Source organism: Streptomyces violaceus, from assembly GCF_036014075.1.
Classification (GTDB): Bacteria; Actinomycetota; Actinomycetes; order Streptomycetales; family Streptomycetaceae; genus Streptomyces; species Streptomyces violaceus.
The window spans coordinates 1,834,677-1,855,635 of the sequence record NZ_CP107911.1 but is presented as its reverse complement, the minus strand read 5'-3'; the positions used below and the strand labels follow the sequence as shown (position 1 = coordinate 1,855,635).

Here is a 20,959-nt window from a genome sequence, read left to right as displayed (position 1 = left end):
CGGGGCAGGACGGCGGGTAGACAGGCGACTGAATACCGGTCGATCACGTCCGGGTCGGGTGTCGTGGCCGACCGGGTCGCCTCAGCCGACGGGCGGCATCTCCGTCGGGCCGGAGTCGAGGCCGGGCCGTCTGCCGGCCCAGGCGCCACGGGTGAAGTCCGGGATCTCGACCGGGCGTCCCTGCCTCGCCAGGGACGCGGCGCTCAGCGGGACCGCCGCGCACCAGGCGGCCGAGTCGTACACGTCGATGTCGGGCACCAGTCCGGCGCGCATCGACTGGACGGTGCGCCACTGCAGAACGTAGTCCATGCCGCCGTGACCGCCGTTGTTCGCGGCGTCGTCGCCGACCTTCCGCCACAGCCAGTGGTCGAACTCCTTGCGGTAGTCGGCGAAGTCGCGCCAGGTGTGGCCGCCGTGGTCCGGCTCCAGGTAGACACGCGCGCCGGTCGGGGCGGGCCCGGCGTAGTCCTCGACGATCCCGCGGCTGCCGGCGAGGGTGTTGATCCTGCTGTACGGCCGGGGTGAACTCACGTCGTGCTCGGCCCGGACGACCCTGCCCTTCTCCGTCTCGATGAGGCAGGTGACCAGGTCACCGTTGATGTACGTCTCCTTCCAGGACGGGTGTTCCCGGGGAACGAAGCGCTCGCGGTAGTCGGCCAGTCCCTTCGGGGCGGTCGCGGTGGCGGACAGGGTGGCCATCCGGTCGCCGCGGTTGATGTCCATGGCCGCCGCGATCGGGGCCAGCCCGTGCATGGGGTAGAGGGACGCGGTGCTGCGGGTGTGCCACAGCCGCCGCCAGGAGTCGGTGTAGTACGTGTCGGAGAAGAGGAGTTCACGCAGGTCGTGGAGGTAACCGCCATGGCCGTTGGTGATGTCGCCGAACACGCCCGCGTGCGCCATCCTCAGCATGGCCAGTTCGTTGCGGCCGTAGCTGCAGTTCTCGGCGAGGAGCAGGTGCCTCCGGGTGCGCTCGGAGGTATCGACCAGGTCCCACAGCTGGCGCAGTTCGGTCGCGACGGGGAGTTCCACCACGGCGTGCCTGCCGCTCAGCAGCGCGGCTCTGCCGTGCTCGTGGTGGAACTCCCAGGGCGTGGCGACATACACCAGGTCGATGTCGTCGCGCCGGAGCATCCGGGCGTAGGAGCCGGCTGATCCGCCGTACTCGGCGGGGCGGGGCTCGCCCTTGCTCACCAGCCGGTCGGCGGTGCGTCGCGCGCGGTCGGCGCGGACGTCGCAGACGGCGGTCACGGTGCAGCCGGGCACGGCCGCCCAGCCCTCGGCCATGCCTCCGCCACGGTTGCCCAGGCCGATGACACCCACGCGGACGGTTCTGTGGGCCTCGAACGGCACGCCGATCATCGACTTCTGCCCGGGACGGCGGCGGGGCGTCTGCCCGGTCGCGGCGGACGCGGACGGTGCCGCGGTCATCCCGGCCGCGAGCGCGCCGGTGGCTACGGCTCCGCCCAGAAGCAGTCGGCGTGAGACAGCGGGTGTTTCGGACATGACGGCAACACTCCTCGATGGGGTGGCTCGCATCACTGCCGGGGCACTGTCGGGACTTTCGGGGCATGACTCTGCGGGCTTCGACGGTTACATGTCAATACGTGCTCGATAGGAAGCACTTTCAAGCAGGATCGAGCATCAAGTGGGGGCTGACGGGCCGTCGGACCGGCTCAGTCGGATGTGCAGGTCAGCCGAAAACCCGTGAAATCGGCCGTGAACGCCGCGTCGACCGGATCCCGGGCGTGGATGCCCGCCATCGCACCGGTGAAGCGCAGGCGGGAGCCGTGGTCGTCGGACAACCGGCTGAAGTCCAGGGCCGCTCCGATCGCCGTCCGCACCCCGTCCCGTACGTACCAGAAACGGGCGTCGGCCCCCTCGACGGTCACCCCCAGCGTCACGGGCGTCCCGACGGGCACCTCCACGACGGCGACCTGCCGCGTGCCCTCCTCGTCGCGTTCCACGAGGCCGAGCACCGTACGGCCCCCCGCACCGGGCGAGTCCTGCCACTGCTGCCCGCGCTGCGGCTCGCCCTCCGGCTCCGCCCAGGTCAGGTCCAGGCTGAGATACGCCTCCGGGTTGTACCAGAGCGCCAGCCCCGCTGCCTGCGTGAAGGTGACCGGCCGCGCCTCGACCGTCACCTCGGCCTCCGCGTGATGCTCGGTGACGCGCTGGGCGAGCAAGCTGGTCGCCCAGCGTGACTCCGGCCCGTGCCGGCCGCGCAGCCGGATCCAGCCCGGGCGTGCCGTCGTGTCGGCCCAGGACGGGTCCGGTGCCTCGCGCAGGGTGCTCCACGGCCAGGACAGGTCCTCGGGCGGGGCGGCGGGCGGCAGCGGGTGGGGCCGGGTCGGCACCTCGACGTCCACCGCCGGGTGCCAACCGCCCTGGCGCAGCCGGGGCCAGCCCTCCGCGTCCCAGGTCACCGCCTGGATCGCGGTCTCCCGGCCGAGCGTGCAACGGCGGCCCCGCGGCGTGCGCAGCGGACGGGCCGTCAGATGACCGAGCAGCCACTGCCCGTCCGGCGTCTCGACCAGCTCGCCGTGCCCGGCCTTCTGCAACGGCACGCTCTCGTCGTCCCGCGTCGTCAGCAGCGGCCGGTCGTCGAGTGCGTACGGCCCGGTCAGTTCCCGGCTGCGGGCGACCCGCACCCCGTGTTCCCAGCCCGTGCCGCCCTCGGCGAGCACCAGGTAGTACCAGCCCTCGCGCCGCAGCAGCTTCGGCCCCTCGATCAGCCGGTCGTGCTGGAGCAGCAGACGCGTCTTACCGACGGGTGTCAGCGTGTCCCGGTCCAGCTCCGTGGCGACGATCCCCGCGAATCTCCGGCCCCCCGGCCGGTGGTCGTTCTGCAGGTTCAGCAGCCACAGCCGGCCTCCCTCGTGGAACAGGGCCGGATCGAAGCCGTGGCTCGCGACCCGGCGCGGGGTGCTCCACTCGCCGCTCACGTCGGTGGCCGTCGAGATGTAGGTGTCGAGGTCGAAGTAGGGCGTGCCCACAGAGCGCACGACGGTGTAGGTCACCCAGAACCGTTCCCCGTCCCAGCTCAGCGAAGGAGCCCAGATGCCGCCCGAGTCGGGCACCCCGGCCAGCGAGCCCCCGGGGGCCGCCCCCTCGACGTGCCCCGCGAACTCCCAGTGGGCCAGGTCGCGGGAGCGGTGGACCGGGATGGTCGGGAACCACTCGAAGGAGCTGGTCGCCACGTAGTACCAGTCGCCGGCCCGGACCAGCGAGGGGTCGGGGGCGAAGCCGCGGAGGACGGGGTTGTGCAGCACTGTCACGCCGGGACTCCCGGGGAGTTGGGCACCCGGGGACCGCGGGGAGTCAGGGTCACCCACGGCCCCCAGGAGTCAGGGAAGAAGGACGGCCGGGATCACTTGAGGGCGCCGAGCGTCACGCCCGTCCGCCAGTAGCGGCGCATCGCGACCATCATGATCGCCATCGGCACGATGGACAGCAGCGCGCCGGTCAGCACCAGCCCGGTCAGGTCGATGCCGGACTCCAGCCGGGTGCCGGTCCAGTTGTAGAGGCCGAGGTTGAGTGTCCAGTTCTCCTTGCCGCGCAGCACGGTCAGCGGGAGGAAGAAGGCGTTCCAGGTGTTCACGAAGGCCAGCAGGAACACCGTCGCGCCGCCCGTCGTCATCATCCGCAGCACGATGCTGAAGAAGATCCGCAGCTCGCCGGCGCCGTCGATCCGGGCCGCCTCCAGCAGCTCGTAGGGGACCGTGGCCTCGGTGTACACCTTGGCCAGGTACACGCTGAACGGGTTGATCAGGCAGGGGATCAGCATCGCCCAGGGGGTGTCCACCATGCCGATCGCCGAGAACAGCAGATACAGCGGGAGCGTGAGCAGCGCGATCGGGATCAGGAACGAGCCCACGACACACGCGAAGATCGCGTTACGGCCCGGGAAGTCGAAGCGGGCCAGTCCGTAACCGGTTGCGAGGGCGATCAGCGTGCCGCCGAGCGAGCCGACACCGGCGTACAGGAACGAGTTGGCCGTCCACCGCAGGAAGATGCCGTCCTGGTACGTGAACACCTGCTGCAGGTTGTCCCACAGGTGCCAGCCCGAGAACCACAGGCCGTTGCTCTGGTACAGCGCCGTGCGGTCCTTGGTCGCGGCGACGATCAGCCACCACACTGGGAACAGGCTGTACGCGCTCGCCAGGGCCAGCCCGGCGAGGAGGAAGCGCTGACCGCCCCGCCCGCGCGAGGCCGGATCCGGACGGGACAGGCGCCGCACGCCGCGGACTTCGGGCCGCTCGGTGGTGGTCCGCTCGGTCAGCACCATCAGTCGGCCTCCTTCGAGGTGAGCCGGTAGAAGAGGAAGGAGGCGACGCCCAGGATCAGGGCGAGGAGCACCGACAGGGCGGCCGCGTAGTTGTAGTCGCCCGCGTTGAACGCCTGGTTGTAGATGATCATGATCGGCGTGAAGCTGTCGCTGACCGTCTGCGGAGTGATGTTCCGGAACAGCGCCGGCTCGTTGAAGATCTGCAGCATCTGGATGATCGACAGCAGACCCGTCAGGACCAGAGCCCCGCGCACGAACGGGATCTTGATGCTGCGCGCGATCCGCAGCTCGGAGGCGCCGTCGAGCCGGGCCGCCTCGAACAGCTCGCGGGGCACGCCCTGCAGCGCCGAGTAGATGATCACCATGTTGTAGCCGATGCCGTGCCAGGTCAGCAGGTTGCCGATGGACGGCCACACCATCGACGGCGCGAAGAAGTTCCAGTCGAAGCCGAGGGCCTTGCCGATCGGGGTGAGCGGACCGACGTCCGGGCTGTAGAGGTTGACCCACACGATCGCCGCGACCACGCCGGGGATCATGTACGGCACCAGCAGCAGGATCCGGAACCGGCTCGCCGCCCTGGAGGTGAGCGCGTCCAGGAACAGCGCCAGCAGCAGGCTGATCAGCAGCATGAACGGGATCTGCACGCAGGCGAAGAGCACCACCCGCAGGATCGAGTTCATGAACGCCGAGTCGGTCAGGCCCTGCGAGTAGTTGTCGAGCCCGACGAACTCCGTCGTCGCGCCACCGAGGCCGAGCCCGGACTGCTTCCGGGCGAACAGCGACTCGTAGACGGCGTAGCCGATGGGGAGCAGATACAGGAAGACGAAGCCGAGCTGGAAGGGCACCGTGAACGCGGCACCCTTCCAGCGCAGGGAGCGAATCATCGAATGCCTCAGCCCTTGACGCTGATACCGCGGGACGTCAGGTCCTTGACCGTCCATTCCTGCATGTGCGCGAGCAGGTCGGTGACCTTCTCCTGCTTGTTGACCACCTTGGCCCAGCCCGCCTGGAGTTCGGTGAACATCGCGGTCCAGTTCGGACCGTAGGTCCAGTCGGTGGTAACCGTTCCCAGGCTGTCCGTGACGACCTTCTGCGCCGGGTCGTAGTTCTTGCCGAGCAGTTTCCGCGAGATCGACTCACCGACGTAGGAGTCGCTGTCGGCCAGCGCCGGCATCACGCCGTTGCCGGTCTCCGGGCTCGCCATCGTCTTGACCGCGTCCTGGTTCGTCGACATCCACAGCGCCGCCTTCGCCGCCTGCTCCTGGTTCTCGCACTGCTTGGTCACCAGGGTCACGCTGCCGGTGAGGTTCGTACCGGCCGGCGTCTTGGCCGCCTCGCCCCGGTATGTCGGCCAGGGCGCCAGGGCCCAGTCGCCGAAGGACTTGGTGAAGTTCTGCACCATGCCGGCCATCTGCCAGGTGGAGATCTGCCGGGTCGCGGTGGCGCCGGTGTCGTAGCTGCGCTGCACGGCCGCGTAGTCGGCGAAGGACAGCTTGGCGTTCAGGTCGTTGTCGATGATGTCCTGGATCACCTTCGCGGCCTTGAGGGTGCCCTCGTCCTGGAAGTCCACCTTCCAGGCGTTGCCGTCGATCGCGTACCAGTGCGCCCCGGCCTGCATCGCGAGCACCTCCAGGGTGCTCGGGTCCTCACCGGCGTAGTTGGTGATCTTGATGCCGTGCTTCTTCAGCACCTTGCCCGCGGCGATGAACTCGTCCCAGGTGGCCGGGGGCTTCAGGTCGTACTTCTCGAAAATGTCCGTGCGGTAGATCGTGAACTGGGGCGCCGAACTGGTGGGAACACCGTAGAGCTTGCCCTGCACCTGCGCGCTCGCCCAGGCGCCGGTGTTGAACTTGTCCTTCTCGCCCTCGACGTACTGCGTGATGTCGGCGAGCGCGTCCTGTGACACCCAGCTGGTCACGTATTCGGCGGTGTTCTGGACCAGGCAGGGGGCGTTGCCGGCCTTCACCGCGTTGGTCAGCTGCTTCTGCATGGTCAGCTGGTCGGTGACCTTCGTGTACTTCAGCTGGATGTCCTTGTGTGAGGCGTTGAACGCCTTGACGACCGCCTCCTGGCCGTTGGCCCAGCCCCAGAAGGGGAGGGTGACCGGGCCGGACTTCGACGCGGCGTCGTCGCCCGAGCCGGATCCGCCGCAGGCGGAGAGCAGACCTGTCAGCGCGATGCCCGCGACAGCGGCGGAGGCGAACCTTCTCCGGGGGCTGGTGAAGTTCATCTGACCGTGATCCTTCGGAATAGGACGTTCTCAGAACGAGAGGACGGCGGCGGCTCGGTGGTGCCGGCCGGGAACGGCGGCCGGAAAACCGTCGGCTCGCGGTTGCGGGGGGTCGGCCAAGCAGAAGCTGTAGTAAGCGGTTGCTGGGACGGTAGGCGGATGGATCCACTCAGAGCAAGAGGTGCGCGTCGATTTATTTCGGCGGATTGTCCGGCGGGTCAGCGCCGGGAGCGTGGCGAACCCTCACGTCCGGCTCGATATATGCACAGGTCAAAGCGCTGTCAGGGTCGCCGGTCCACAGCGTGGCGGGCACGCCGACGCCATCCCGCAAGTGGCCGCAAAGCCGCGGGAAACCGGTTACGTAACGACTCCGCGTCAGACGTGCGCAGCCGGCGGCCGCACCGAATTGCGGACCACGACATGCGTGCCCAGCACCAGATGATCGCCGTCGGCGCTCCTGCGGCGGCCCGCGCCGCCCTCGCGCCGGTCGGCCACCGCGCGCAGCGCGACCCGGCCCATCTCCTCGTACGGCACGTGCACGGTGGTCAGTTGGGGCGTGAGCTGGGAGGCGAGCGGGATGTCGTCGTAGCCGACGATCGAGACGTCCTCGGGCACCCGCAGGCCCGCCGCGCGCAGGGCCTGGGCGGCGCCCGCGGCGACCACGTCCGTGCCGGCGAGCACCGCGGTGAAGTCCGGCGTGTCGTGCAGGGCAGCCTCCACCGCCTCGTAGCCGTGCTCGTAGTCGTACGGGCCGTGCCTGACCATGCCCGGGTCGAAGGGCACGCCGTACGCCTCGAAGGCCCGCTGTGCTCCCTTCAGCCTGCCCTGCGCGGTGGTCAGTTCGGCGTGGCCCGGCAGGACGAGGACGCGTCGGTGACCGGCCGACAGCAGGTGGCTGGCCATCGCGTAGGCGCCGCCCTCGTTGTCGTAGTCGACCGTCGTCGCCGGGACGTCGCCCTCCAGCGGGGGCCTGCCCACCAGGACCAGGTGCGAGCCGGCGGCGTCCAGGGAACGGGCGAAACGGGCCATCCGCAGCTGGTACTCGTCGTAGTCGTAGGCGCCGCCGAGCAGGATCACGGCGGCCACGCCCTGCTGGCGCATGAGGTTCACCAGGGCCAGTTCACGCTCCGGGTCGTCGCCGGTCGTGCCGACCAGGGAGAGCCAGCCGCGCAGTGTGGCGGCGCCCTCGACGCCCTTCGCGACGTGCGCGAACGCGGCGCCGGTGATGTTGTTGATGAGGATCGCCACCGTCGGTGTGCCGCCGCCTGCGAGGGAACGGGCGTGGGCGTTGGTGACGTAGTCCAGGTCCCGGACCACCTTCATCACCCGGCGGCGCAGCTCCTCCGACACCGGGTAGTTGCCGGACAGCACCCGCGAGACGCTGGCCACGGAGACGCCCGCGCGCTCCGCGACGTCGCGGATGGTCGCCCGGCCGGCGTCACTCGTCGCCTTGCGCTGACTCACCCTTGCGGCTCCTTCACGTAGTGGCCCGATGCGTGGCCGATGTGCGGCCCGTTGCCGTGCGCTCCGGTCTGTCGCGCCCCGGTCCGAAGCGGCCCCGCCGCACTCGTGGTCCGGGCACCCGTCCCGCACCGGTGCGGAAACCGTATCCCATCGTTACTCCAGGCTGGAGGGCCTGTGGACAGCGGTCCGAAAGGGCCTGCCGGACGTGCCCCGGGCCGCCGGGCCCGCCGTGCGTCAGGGCCGGACGGCCTGCCCGCGGAGGCGTCACGCCACCCGCGCCAGATCCGCGTGCCGTACCTCGTGGACCGGCGGCACGCCCGCCACCAGGCGCTCCAGTTCCTCCACCACGATGCGGCCGAGCCGCTCCAGTTCGTTGCCCAGCGAGCCCGCGATGTGCGGGGTGAGGAACACGTTGGGCAGGCGGTACAGCGGCGAGCCGACGGGCAGCGGCTCCGGGTCGGTGACATCGAGGACCGCGCTGAGCCGGCCCGAGACCAGCTCACCCGTGAGCGCCTCGTGGTCGACCAGCGCACCCCGGGCGGTGTTGATGAGCACGCCCCCGTCCCGCACCAGGGCGAGCCGGTCGCGGTCGAGCATGTGGTGGGTCTCGGGGATGTCGGGGGCGTGCAGGCTCACGATGTCGCTGCGTCTGAGCAGCTCCTCCAGCGACAGCGACTCGGCACCGAGCGCGGCGGCCTCAACCGGGCTCACATACGGGTCGTGCAGCAGGACGGTGAGGTCGAACGGCCGCAGCAGCTCCAGCAGCCGGCGGCCCACACGGGACGCGCCGATGACCCCGACGCGGCGGCCGAGGTTGCCGGTCGCGGCGGTCTCGGCGGGGCCCGGATAGGCATGGGTACGGCGGAAGTGCTCGCGGTGGTCGAAGGCGTCCTTGCCCACCAGCAGGATCATCGCGAGCGTGAACTCCGCGACGGGCAGGGCGTTGCCCGTCACCGCGCTGGAGACGGTGACCCCGCGTTCCCACAGGGCCTCGCCGACCAGGGAGCGGACGGAGCCCGCCGCGTGCAGCACGGCGTCGAGCTTCGGGACCGCCGCGAGGACACCGGCGTCCAGGTGCGGGCAGCCCCAGCCGGTGATCAGCACCTCGGCGCGGGCCAGGGCACCGGCCGCGGCCGGATCGGCGAAGTCCCGCACCACCAACCCGGGGTCGATGTCGGCCGTGCGCCTCAGTCGCTCCATCAGCGGCGGAGGGAAGAGCAGCGGGAGGTGCACCGGGTCCATCGCGAACACGGTCCGCGGCAGCTGAGGGCTGGGCATGACTCTCCTGGAGCAGAGGGCGGAGAACGGAAACTGTTTCTGAAAGCGCCTTCTACCGTAGGTCCGCCGGGAAGCGACGGTCAATCGGCAGGGCGGGGAGGACGGCGGGAGGTGCCGGTTCGGCGCAACGCCCTTGATGAGTGCAGGTCGTGGCGCGACGGAAGAGGGTGAGGTCGGTGGGGTGGGGGGAGTGGGGTGGGTGCGGGCGGGCGGATCGGGCCCGGGTGGCGATCCCTGGTCGAGCTCGGCACGAGATCTGGTCGTGGAAATCGATTACTGCGGTTTCAGTGAGGGAGGACGAGGCCTGTGTGCCCTTCCGTCGACGTCTCGACGCCCAGACGGCCCGTTCGGCAACCGGTTCCCAATCTCCTGCCGACTCGACCTCGCGAACATCCCCTGGTCATGACGGTCGAGGCGCTCTCCGATGGCTTGATCACGCCTATCGAAAACAGGTCCGACCCGCCCTCAAGCTGATGACGCCGAGGTTACACAGTCTTTTCGAAAATTCGTCAAGGCCCTTGACGCGCCATGCCGACCGGAAGAAGCTCTGCCCCAACGCACAACAACCGGTTGCTAAGCACGCCGGAAACGCAAGGAGGTGTGCGTTCATGCACCCACGTGCTGGTGCTTCCCTGAGCCGCCGCCGATTCCTCGCCCTCTCGGCAGCGGGCGCCGCGACCGGCGCGGCGACGCTGAGCGGCTGCGCGATGCGGGTCTCCAGCGGCGTCAGCGGCGACGGCGAGACCGTCACGGTGATGGCCAAGCCCGACGACCTCTCCCCGGAGCTGGTCAGACAGGCCCAGAAGGACATCGGCGTCAAGATCGTGACGGTCCGCTACGACATCACCAAGCTCATCGGCATGATGACGAACGGCGCCCCGCCCGACCTGGTGCGCGGTGTCGGCGCCACGGACGCGCCCTACTTCGCGGCGCGCGACGTGATGGAGAGTCTGGACCCCTACTTCGCCAGGAGCAGTGTCCTCAAGGTCGACGACCTGGACCCCGTCAACGACCTGTGGCGCTTCGACGGCCGCACCCAGGGCAAGGGCCCCCGCTACGGCATGGCGAAGGATTTCTCCCAGGACTCCATGTTCTGGTACAACACCGAGCTCTTCGACCAGGCGGGCGTCGAGTACCCGCCGGAGACCGAGCCGGTCACGTTCGAGGAGTGGCTGGAGAACGCCGAGCGGCTCACGCGGCGCAAGAACGGCCAGACGACCGTCTTCGGCGGCAGCTACAACGGCGTGTCCACGCCCAACCTGCTGGCGAGCCTCACGGCGGCGGCCGGAGGCAGTCTCTTCACCGACGACTTCTCCCGCATCGACTTCACCACCCCCGAGGCCCGCAAGGCGCTGAACTGGTACATCGAGTACGGCAGGGCCAAGGTCGGCCCCAGCATCATCCAGCCCGACCCCAACACCTGGGACGGGCCCACCTTCCAGGCGAACCGCATGGCCATGTCGAATTCCGGCTACTGGCTCGGAGGCCTGATCAACTCCGACAAGAAGCTGGCGCCGCACGCCCGGCTCGCACCGGCCCCGGTGTTCGAGGGCGGCCGGCGGGTCAGCCCCTGCCAGGCGGGCACCGGCCTGTGGATGCCGAAGAAGGCGAAGAACAAGGACGCCGCCTGGCGGGTCTTCGAGTGGTTCTTCGGCGAGGGACCGGCCAAGGCCCGCGCCGCCGGCGGCTGGGGCATCCCCACCCTGAAGTCCCTGCGCCCGCTGATGCCGGCCCAGGAGGACCACCAGAAGCGGGTGCTGAAGGTGCAGAACGCCGAGCTGAAGCACTTCTCGGTGATCGCCTACACCCCCTACGCCACGGCGGATTCCCTCTACGCACTGTTCAACCAGGAAGCTCCGGCCGCGATGAACGGCCGCATGTCCGTCGACGCCCTGGCGGGCCGCCTGAACTCGGCGATGAACGAGCAGCTGAAGCGCGGTAAGGAGCAGGTGGGATGACGGTCGACCAGATACCCGTCACGGGGAGCACCGGCCCGGCCGCGCGCGCCGACCGCATCACGCCGGCCCAGCGGCCCCGGCTCTCCATGACCGCGCGCAGGCATCGCGCTTTCTACCTGTTCACCTCGCCCTGGATCATCGGTTTCCTGCTGCTGACCGTCGTACCCATGGCGTACGCGCTGTGGCTGAGCTTCACCACCTACGACGGCATCTCGCCGCACTGGAGCTATGTCGGCTTCGGCAACTACACCGAGCTGTTCTCCGACCCGCAGACCTGGAACTCCCTGGGCCGTACGGGCCTGTTCGCCCTCACCTCGGTGCCGCTGTCGATCATCGCGGGGCTGGGGCTCGCGGTCCTGGTCAACCGGCCGGTCAAGGCGCGCGGACTGTTCCGCACCCTGCTCTATCTGCCGGCCGTGGTGCCCCCGGTCGGCGTGGGGCTTACCTTCAAGGCGCTCTTCGACCAGAACTCCGGTGCCGCCAACGGCGTCATCACCCTCTTCGGCTTCGACGCGCTCGGCTGGCTCGCCGACCCCTACGCCCGCTACGTGCTGCTGATGAGCGTGCTGTGGGCGGCCGGGAACGTCATGATCATCTCGCTGGCCGGGCTCCAGGACGTACCCCGCGAACTGCACGAGGCCGCCCGCATCGACGGGGCGAGCGCCTGGCGGACCTTCCGCAGCATCACCGTGCCGCTGCTGTCGCCGGTGCTGCTCTTCCAGACGGTGACCGGCGTGATCGCCTCCGTGCAGACCATCATGCCGCTGCTGCTGTCGCCGGACGGCACGACCGCGGGCGTCACCGCGCTGCCACAGTCCAACTACCTCTACATGATGCACGTGTTCTCGCAGTACTTCGCGCTCGGCCGCTACGGCTACGCCTCCGCACTGCTGTGGGTGCTCTTCGTCCTGATCCTCATCGTGACCGGACTCATCTTCAGGTTCACGTCCGGCGTGGTGTTCTACAACGTCGACCCGGAGGCGAAGAAGTGACCGCCACCAGCCTGCCCCCGAACTCCGCGCCCAGGGTGCGGGTGCGCGCCGGCCGCCTCGTCCTCTACACGGTGCTCGTCGCCCTCACCGGGCTGTTCGTCGGCCCCTTCGGGTGGCTGATCCTTTCCGGCCTGAAGACCCCTGCGGAACTGGCCGCCTCGCCCGTGCACTGGCTGCCCACCCACGTCCAGTGGCACAACTTCGCGGACGCCTTCAACCTGATCGACTTCCTCGGCTACGCCCGCAACTCCCTGCTCATCGCCCTGATCTACGCCACACTCGTCACACTCAGCTCGGCCTGGGTCGGCTTCGGCTTCGCCCGGCTGGAGGCCCCCGGCAAGAAGACGCTGTTCGGCGTTCTCATCGGCTCGATGATGCTGCCCCAGATGATCACCCTGCTGCCGACCTACCTGATCTTCGCCAAGCTCGGCATGGTCGACACGTACTGGCCGTGGGTGTTCTGGGGACTGGCCGCCGCCCCCTATCTGGTCTTCCTCTTCCGCCAGTTCTTCGCCGGGCTGCCCCGTGAGCTGGAGGAGGCCGCGATCGTCGACGGCTGCGGCTACGGCACGATCTTCTGGCGGATCTTCCTGCCGCAGTCCTGGCCGGTACTGTCCGCGAGCTTCGTGATCGCCTTCACCTGGTCCTGGGGCGACTACATCGCCCCGCAACTGCTGCTGTCCACCGACAAGTCGACGCTGGCCGTCGCCGTCATGACCACCTACGTCACCTCGGCCGGAACGCCCGTCGCCAATCTCCAGGCCGCCGCCTCCGTGATGTACGTCGTGCCGATCCTGCTGATCTTCCTGATCGCCCAGCGCGGGTTCGTCGCCGGGATGTCCACGACCGGACTGAAGTAACCCCTCTTACCGAACCTTTTGCAAGGAGTTGCGCATGAACACGCCCCTGTCACGCCGGACCACCCTCCAGGCCGCCGGTGTCATCGCTGCCGCCGGCTTGGCCGGCAGCATCGCCGGCACCGCACAAGCCGCCGCGGCGGAGAACGGCACCACCGGCGACAGCGTGGTCATCCACCCCACGCTTCCGAAGGTGCCTGTCAACAACTCCTTCACCGTCAAGGTCCGGCCGCTCGGCGGCACCTGGCAGAAGCTCGGCGTCTACCTTGCCAAGCTCGCACTGATCGACGCGAACACCGGCAGCAACAGAGCCCAGAACTCCTCCTGGGCCGCCTTCGACTTCTCCGGCACGGTCGAGGTCGAGGTCACGTACAACCCGGGCGGCGGCGAGAAGGTCCGCATCCGCCCGGACTCGTACGGCATCAAGCCCGAGGTGCTCGGCAGCACCACGCGCTTCACCCTGGACCGGCCCCGCAACCTCGTCGTCCAGATCGACGACAAGATCTTCGACTGCCTGCACCTGTTCGCGAACCCGATCGAGCAGGACGTGCCCACCGAGGGCGACAAGAAGGTCATGTACTTCGGGCCCGGTCTGCACACCCACCCCGACCGAACCCTGAAGGTGCCCACCGGCACCACCGTCTACCTGGCCCCGGGCGCCGTCCTCACCTCCAACGTGATCTTCGAGGGCGTGGAGAACTCCCGGCTGATCGGCCGCGGCGTGGTCTACGACACGACCGGCGGCGCGGTCTTCGTCCGCAAGTGCGAGAACGTCACGATCGACGGCGTCACGATCCTCAACCCCCGGTACGAGAACATCAGGGTCGCCGAGTCCAAGAACCTCACCATCAGGAATCTGCGTGCCTTCAGTCACCAGGGCTGGGGTGACGGCATCCAGCTCTACTGCTCCGAGAACGTCACGATCGACGGCTGCTTCCTGCGCACCTCCGACGACTGCGTCGCCCTCTACACCCACCGCTGGGACTTCTACGGCGACACCCGCAACATCACCGTCAAGAACTGCTCCCTCTGGGCCGACGTCGCCCACCCGGTCAACATCGGCGTGCACGGCAACTCCGACACCCCAGAGGTGCTGGAGAACCTGCGCTACGAGAACATCGACATCCTCGACCACCGCGAGCCGCAGGTGACCTACCAGGGCGCCATCGCCTTCATGGTCGGTGACAGCAACATCGTCCGGGACGTCAGGTTCGACAACATCCGCGTGGAGGACTTCCGCTGGGGCCAGTTCATCCACATGCGGGTCGAGTACAACCCGAAGTACAATACGTCGGCAGGCCGCGGCATCGAGTCCGTCTACATCAAGGACCTCAGCTACAACGGCAAGAACGCCGACCTCTCGATCATCGCCGGCCTCGACGCGGAGCACGCGATCAAGGACGTCACCTTCGAGAACCTCCGCGTCAACGGCAGGGTGATCGCCGACAGCAGGGGCAAGCCGAGTTGGTATCTGGCCTCGGACGGCGTGCCCATGTTCGTCAACGAGCATGTGACGAACCTCAAGTTCCTCACCACCGCCGAGGCCGAGGCGGCCGCCGCGTCATGACCACATCTGCTCCAAGTCGCCGGAACTTCCTCGGCGGCACGGCGGCCCTGCTGCTGGTGGCGGGAGCGCGCGGACTGCTCACGCCCACCACCGCCCGGGCGGCCGGCCACCAGACCAGTCGCACTCAGTTCACACACCCCGGCCTGCTGCATACAGTCGATGACATAGTGCGTATGAAGGCCGCCGTCGCCGCCAAGGAATCCCCGGTCTACGACGGCTATCTTGCCCTCGCCGCCCACGCACGCTCCAAGTCGACGTACACCGTCCAGAACACCGGCCAGATCAGCTCCTGGGGCCGGGGCCCCACCAACTTCCAGAACCAGGCCGTAGCCGACTCGGCCGCCGCCTACCAGACCGCGCTGATGTGGTGCGTCACCGGCGAGCGCGCCTACGCCGACAAGGCCCGGGACATCCTCAACGCCTGGTCGGCCTCACTCACCGCGATCACCGGCGCCGACGGGCCCCTCGGCGCGGGCCTCCAGGCCTTCAAGTTCGTCAACGCGGCCGAACTGCTGAGGCACAGCGGCTACGACGGCTGGGCGAAGGAGGACATCGCGCGCTGCGAGGAGTCCTTCCTGCGCGTCTGGTATCCGGCGATCTCCGGCTACATGCTCTACGCCAACGGCAACTGGGACCTCACCTCCGTCCAGTCGATCCTGGCCATCGGCGTGTTCTGCGAGGAGCCGGCCCTCTTCGAGGACGCGCTGCGCTTCGCCGCCGCCGGCGCGGGCAACGGCAGCGTCCCGCACCGCATCGTCACCGACGCGGGACAGGGCCAGGAGTCCGGACGCGACCAGGGCCACGAGCAGCTCGCCGTCGGCCTGCTCGCCGACGCAGCGCAGGTCGCCTGGAACCAGGGCGTCGACCTGTACGCCTTCGACGGCAACCGGCTGCTGAAGAACGTCGAGTACGCCGCCCGCTACAACCTCGGCGGCGACGTGCCGTTCGTCCCCGACCTGGACCGCACCGGCAAGTACGTCAAGACGTCTGTCTCCGCCGTCGGACGCGGCAACCTGCCCCCGATCTACGAGATGGCGTACGCGCACTACGCCGGCGTCCGCGGCCTCGACACCCCCTACACCAAGGCCGCCGTATTCCGCGGCACGGGCGGCACCCGCGTCGTCGAGGGCGGCAACGACGACCTGCCCGGCTGGGGCACCCTCACCTTCGCGGGCACGAAGGCCCCCGCCCCGGCCGAGCCCACGGCTCCGGCCGGTGTCACGGCGGTGGGCGGCGGCAAGTCCGTCACCGTGGCATGGCTGCCGTCGGCGTGGGCCGAGTCGTACACGGTCCTGCGGGCCGCCGGCGCCGACGGACCGTACGAGAAGATCGCGACCGGACTCGACGAGCCGGCGTACACCGACCGTGACGCCCGCCCGGGCAGGCCGTCCTACTACACGGTCACGGCCACCAACTCCCATGGCACCAGTGCCCGTTCCGCCTGGGCGGCCGCGGTGCCCGGGCTGCCCGACCCCTGGTCGACGCGGGACGTCGGGGACGTGAAGGACCCCGGCTCCGCCGTCTTCGACGGCGAGCGGTTCGTGCTGGAGGCGTCCGGCACCGCCGACACCCACCGCCTGGCATACCTGCCGCTGCGCGGCGACGGCACGATCACCGCGCGGATCGTGTGGCCGCTCAGCTCCCAGTACTCCAAGATCGGCGTCACCGTACGGGCCGGCCTGGACGCGGACGCGGCGCACGCCGCCATGCTGATCCAGGGCCTGCCGCTGCACACCTGGAGCGGTGTGTGGAGCGTACGTGCGAAGGCGGGGGCCGGGATCAAGGGCACCGGCAGCACGCCCGTGCCGCCGTCCCAGCAACAGACGATCACGACCGGCGCCGCCTTCCCGATCTCCTCCCTCGGCGAGCTGCCCGAGTCGGCGACCCCGCTCGAGTCCCCGTACGTCGAAGGCGCGGGAGACGGCTACCGGCTGCGCATGCCGTACTGGGTCCGCGTGACCCGCCGGGGCGACCGCTGCACCGGAGCCATCTCCCCGGACGGCATTCGCTGGACCGAAGTCGGCTCCAGCCCGGTCGAGTTGGGCACGACCGCCTACGTCGGCCTCACCCTCACCTCCTGCCTCGGCGTCGACGAGGAGTACGCCGAGACCGGCACCGGAGCCTTCGACAACGTCGACGTCGTCTCCCGGACCTCCGGGGAGGTCTGGTCCGTGCCCCGCCCGGCCACGGCCGCAGGCGACCTGCGGGCCACCGCGGGCGCCGACGCGGTCGAGCTGGCCTGGACCGACCCGGACCTCTCGGCCCGCTACAAGGTGCTGCGCGCCGCAGCGGCCGACGCCCCCTACGAGACGATCGCCACCGGCATCGGCGCGGTCGGCTTCGGCACCCGCGTCCGGTACGCCGACGCCACCGGCACACCGGGTACGACGTACCACTACGCCGTCGCCAAGACCAACCGTGCCGGACGCGGTCCCCTGTCGCAGTCCGCCGCCGCGACGATGCCGACGCCCTCCGTGCCCCGGCTCACCGCGGCCGCCAGGGCGTTCGCGAACAAGGGCGTGCCCTTCACGTTCCTCCTGCGGGCCTCCCACGAGCCGGTCCGGTTCGCCGCGGACGGACTGCCCGACGGCCTGCGCGTCGACAAGCGCACCGGCCTGATCTCCGGAACACCCACCCGGACCGGCGAGTTCACGGTCACCACCACCGCGGGCAACGCCGCCGGGCAGGCGACCGGCACCCTCACCGTCTCGGTCGGCACCCCGCCGCCCGCGCCCTGGACCTACGGCGACCTGGGCGACGTCATCCTCGACGACCGCGCCTACGGCACCCTCGGCGTGGTCGCCGTCCGCACCCCCGGCTGCACCGCCCACCAGGACGGGACCTTCGTGGTGCGGGGCGCCGGGACCGACCTCACCGTCAACAACCAGGGCATGACGGGCCAGTTCGTACGACGGCCCGTCAGCGGTGACTGCGAGGTCACCGTCCGCCTGGTCTCCCGTGCCGGAGCCGGCGGCGACCGGGTGGGTCTGCTCATGGCCAAGTCCCTGTCGCCGTTCGACCAGGCGGCCGGGGCGATCGTCACCGGCGGCACGAGCGCCCAGCTGATGCTGCGCCCGACCGTCGCCGGAAAGTCCACCTTCACGGGCGACGGGGCGGTCACCGCTCCCTGCCTGCTGCGGCTGAGGCGCACCGGGACGCACTTCACCGCATCCGCCTCGTCCGACGACGGCGCCACCTTCACCCCCCTCGCCGAGGGAGACATCCCCGGCTTTGGTGACGCCCCCTACTACGTGGGCCTCGTGGTCTGCTCCCGCGACCCCCTGGCCCGCAGCACCACCGAGTTCGACGAGGTGAGCATCACCCCCATGTAGCCCTCCACCGATCGGAGAAGCCGACACATGAGCCGCACTTCCCCCCACACGCACCACGAGGGCGGCCAGGTGAGCCGCCGCGGTCTGCTCAAGACCGCCGGCGGCCTCACCGCGGCCCTCGCCCTCGGCGCCGGCGCCGCCGCCACCACGGCGGACGCCGCCCCCGGCACCTTCACCCACCCCGGCATGCTCCACAACGCCGGCGACATCAACCGCGCCAAGGTCAGGGTCGCCGCGGGCGACGACCCCTGGCTGTCCGGCTGGAACCGGCTGACCGCCAACTCCCACTCCCAGTCCACCTGGAACCCCCGGGCCACCGCGACGATCATCCGCGGCGGCACCGGACAGAACTACGGTCTCCTCTACAACGACATCGCGGCCGCCTACCAGAACGCGCTGCGCTGGAAGGTCGGCGGCACCGAGGCCAACGCCCAGTGCGCCGCGCGGATCCTCAACGCCTGGGCGACCACGCTGACGACGGTCACCGGAAACGCCGACCGGTTCCTCGCCGCCGGCCTCTACGGCTGGCAGTTCGCCAACGCGGCCGAACTCATGCGGGACTACGGCGCCTTCGACCTCGGCGCCTTCCAGGAGATGATGGTCAAGGTCTTCTACCCGCTCAACAACCAGTTCCTGACCGGCCACAACGACGCCTGCATCACCAACTACTGGGCCAACTGGGACCTGTGCAACATGGCCTCCGTGCTGGCCATCGGGATCCTCAACAACGACGGCGCCAAGTACGACCAGGCGGTCAACTACTTCAAGAACGGCGCGGGAAACGGCTCCATCAAGAACGCCGTCCCGTTCCTGTACAGCAACGTCGAGGGCTACGACCTCGGCCAGTGGCAGGAGTCCGGCCGCGACCAGGGCCACACCGTCATGGGCATGGGCCAGATGGGCGCCATCTGCGAGATGGCCTGGAACCAGGGCGAGGACCTCTACTCCTACGACGGCCGCCGCTTCATGAAGGCCGCCCAGTACGTCGCCAAGTACAACCTCAACATGAACGTGCCCTTCACCACCTACAACTGGGGAAGCGGCCAGAACTGCTCCCCGCAGTCGCAGACGGTGCCCGGCGCCGGGTCACGCGGCCAGGTACGCCCGGTGTGGGCGATGCTCCACTACCACTACGGCCGGCGCCTGCTCCTCGACGACAAGTACATCTCCCAGATGTGCTTCTCCGTCGCCCCCGAAGGCGGAGGGGGTGACTACGGCACCGACAGCGGCGGCTTCGACCAGCTCGGGTTCGGCACGCTGATGTACGCCAAATAGCCGTCCTGCCGGTTCGTGCACCGGAATACCCGTGAGCGATGTGGTGCTCTGGTGATACCGGTGCACGAGCGCGGCGAAGGGCTGGTGGCACATGACGGCAGGCCAGACGGATCCCGTGGTCAGGAGCCCGTACGGGGCCGTACGCGGCAGGTACGAGCGGGGAGTCGCGGTCTTCCGCGGCATCCCGTACGCGGCGCCGCCCTTCGGCCCCCGCCGCTTCCGCCCGCCCGTCCCCCTCCCGCCCTGGGACGGTGTGCGGGACGCCGGTGTCTTCGGCCCCACCCCGCCGAAGCCCCCGTACTCCGACGCCTTCGCCCACTATCTGTCCGACCCGGTCCTGCCCGGCGACGACTGCCTCAACCTCAACGTCTGGACCCCGCAGCCGGATCCCGGAGCCCGCCTCCCCGTCCTCGTCTGGCTGCACGGCGGCGCCCTGACCAGGGGGTCCTCCGCCGTACCCGTCTACGACGGCCATGCCTTCGCCCGCGACGGCGTCGTCTGTGTCTCGGTCAACTACCGGCTGGGCGTCGAGGGCTACGGACTGTTCCCCGACACGCCCCCTAACCCCGGCCTGCGCGACCAGATCGTCGCCCTGACCTGGGTGCACGGGGCCATCGAGGCCTTCGGCGGCGACCCCGGCCGCATCACCCTCGCCGGCCAGTCCGCCGGGGCGATCAGTATCGGCGCCCTCGTCGCCGCCCCGCAGACCCAGGGTCTGGTCCGGCGGGCGGTCCTGCAGAGCGGGCCGCCCGAGGCGTCCGAGCGGGCCAAGGTACGGCGGATGGTGCGCCGTATGGCCACCCGGCTGAAGATCCCCGCCACCGCCGAGGCCTTCGCCGCCGTCGACCGCGACCTGCTGCTGAGCACCCAGGCCGAGGTGGGCAAGCTGAGCAGCCCGGTCGTCGGCGGCCCCGCCTTCGGCATCGTCATCGACGGCGACACCGTCCCGCGCGACCCCCTGGAGGCCCTCACCGAGGGCGGCGCGGCCCCCGGGGTCGAGCTGCTGCTGGGCTGGACCCGGGACGAGTACCGGCTGTGGCTGGTCCCGGGCGGCCTCCTGGAGCGGGTCGACCGCCTCGGGGCCGTCGCCCTGGCCGGTGCCATGGCCCGCTGTCACTGCGGCAGCGAGGTCCCCCGCGGCTACCGCGCCCTGCACCCCGACGCGAGCACGGCGGACCTCGTCGGTCAGCTCGTCACCGACCACCTCCTCCGCATCCCCCTGCACCACCTGGCCGACGCCCGGACGGAACCCTCGTACGTCTACGAGTTCGCCTGGCCCTCGAACCTCCCCGGCCTCGGCGCCTGCCACGCGCTGGAGCTCGGTTTCGTCTTCGACACCGGCGAGGTCCCCGAGTCCCGCAAACTGGCCGGTGAGGGCGCTCCGCAGGACCTGGCCGACGCGATGCACGCGGCGTGGGTGCGCTTCGCCACGGACGGCGAACCGGGCTGGGAGCGCTGGGACGCGGCCCATCCGGTGCGTGTCTTCGGAGACCGCGCACCGGATGCCGAGGACGGTGTGGCCTATACGGCGTACGGCACCCGGGACCGTGAACTCGCCCTCTGGGCGGCCGACGCCGTCACGCCCGAGGAATCCACCCGCGCATCCGACCCGGCCGACGGTTCGCCCGCACGCAGTACGGAACTGCGGTCAGCCGTACGGCGGCTCCGTCGCTCCGGCGCACTCCGCCGGCACTGAGGATCCACGCGGCGTGATGAGTGCG

Annotated in this window: 14 protein-coding genes; 7 read left to right on the top strand and 7 right to left on the bottom strand. The window is 70.0% G+C overall.

The genetic code is table 11. The features are described 5' to 3' along the window. Positions 1-81 precede the first annotated feature (81 nt). The 7 genes from OG542_RS08300 to OG542_RS08270 form a co-directional block, all read right to left on the bottom strand. On the bottom strand, positions 82-1,503 hold the full coding sequence (locus OG542_RS08300; RefSeq protein ID WP_328409524.1) for a Gfo/Idh/MocA family protein: 1,422 nt from the start codon (positions 1,501-1,503) through the stop codon (positions 82-84). A 170-nt stretch (positions 1,504-1,673) separates the two neighbouring features. Next, on the bottom strand, positions 1,674-3,275 hold the full coding sequence (locus OG542_RS08295) for a family 43 glycosylhydrolase (protein WP_328409522.1): 1,602 nt from the start codon (positions 3,273-3,275) through the stop codon (positions 1,674-1,676). Positions 3,276-3,367: 92 nt separating this feature from the next. Further along, positions 3,368-4,285, bottom strand: coding sequence for a carbohydrate ABC transporter permease (locus OG542_RS08290; protein ID WP_311128388.1), 918 nt, complete (start codon positions 4,283-4,285; stop codon positions 3,368-3,370). Then, a complete protein-coding gene (locus tag OG542_RS08285) occupies positions 4,285-5,169 on the bottom strand; it encodes a carbohydrate ABC transporter permease (RefSeq protein WP_328344892.1) in 885 nt (294 codons plus the stop codon). The genes OG542_RS08290 and OG542_RS08285 overlap by 1 nt, the downstream gene beginning before the upstream one ends. A gap of 8 nt (positions 5,170-5,177) precedes the next feature. After that, positions 5,178-6,515, bottom strand: a complete 1,338-nt coding sequence (locus tag OG542_RS08280; RefSeq protein ID WP_328409520.1) for an ABC transporter substrate-binding protein — start codon at positions 6,513-6,515, stop codon at positions 5,178-5,180. 375 nt (positions 6,516-6,890) lie between these two features. Next, the gene (locus OG542_RS08275; RefSeq protein WP_311128391.1) at positions 6,891-7,979 is read right to left on the bottom strand and encodes a LacI family DNA-binding transcriptional regulator; all 1,089 of its coding nucleotides are present in this window, start codon (positions 7,977-7,979) and stop codon (positions 6,891-6,893) included. 264 nt (positions 7,980-8,243) lie between these two features. Further along, positions 8,244-9,257 (bottom strand): hydroxyacid dehydrogenase, encoded by a 1,014-nt coding sequence (locus OG542_RS08270; protein WP_328409517.1) that lies wholly within the window; start codon positions 9,255-9,257, stop codon positions 8,244-8,246. 608 nt (positions 9,258-9,865) lie between these two features. Between OG542_RS08270 and OG542_RS08265 the strand changes: the two genes are divergently transcribed. The 7 genes from OG542_RS08265 to OG542_RS08235 all read left to right on the top strand — a co-directional run bounded on the left by OG542_RS08265 (position 9,866) and on the right by OG542_RS08235 (position 20,934). Next, positions 9,866-11,215: an extracellular solute-binding protein gene (locus tag OG542_RS08265; RefSeq protein WP_328409515.1), complete on the top strand. Its 1,350-nt coding sequence runs from the start codon at positions 9,866-9,868 to the stop codon at positions 11,213-11,215. Next, a complete protein-coding gene (locus OG542_RS08260) occupies positions 11,212-12,207 on the top strand; it encodes a carbohydrate ABC transporter permease (protein WP_328409513.1) in 996 nt (331 codons plus the stop codon). The genes OG542_RS08265 and OG542_RS08260 overlap by 4 nt, the downstream gene beginning before the upstream one ends. Then, positions 12,204-13,067: a carbohydrate ABC transporter permease gene (locus OG542_RS08255; protein ID WP_328409511.1), complete on the top strand. Its 864-nt coding sequence runs from the start codon at positions 12,204-12,206 to the stop codon at positions 13,065-13,067. The genes OG542_RS08260 and OG542_RS08255 overlap by 4 nt, the downstream gene beginning before the upstream one ends. 34 nt (positions 13,068-13,101) lie before the next feature. After that, positions 13,102-14,631, top strand: a complete 1,530-nt coding sequence (locus tag OG542_RS08250; protein WP_328409509.1) for a glycosyl hydrolase family 28 protein — start codon at positions 13,102-13,104, stop codon at positions 14,629-14,631. After that, positions 14,628-17,963: an alginate lyase family protein gene (locus OG542_RS08245; protein WP_328409507.1), complete on the top strand. Its 3,336-nt coding sequence runs from the start codon at positions 14,628-14,630 to the stop codon at positions 17,961-17,963. The genes OG542_RS08250 and OG542_RS08245 overlap by 4 nt, the downstream gene beginning before the upstream one ends. Before the next feature lie 27 nt (positions 17,964-17,990). Further along, positions 17,991-19,238 (top strand): alginate lyase family protein, encoded by a 1,248-nt coding sequence (locus OG542_RS08240; protein ID WP_328409505.1) that lies wholly within the window; start codon positions 17,991-17,993, stop codon positions 19,236-19,238. A gap of 91 nt (positions 19,239-19,329) precedes the next feature. Continuing rightward, positions 19,330-20,934, top strand: coding sequence for a carboxylesterase/lipase family protein (locus OG542_RS08235; RefSeq protein ID WP_328409503.1), 1,605 nt, complete (start codon positions 19,330-19,332; stop codon positions 20,932-20,934). The last annotated feature ends 25 nt before the right edge of the window (positions 20,935-20,959 follow it).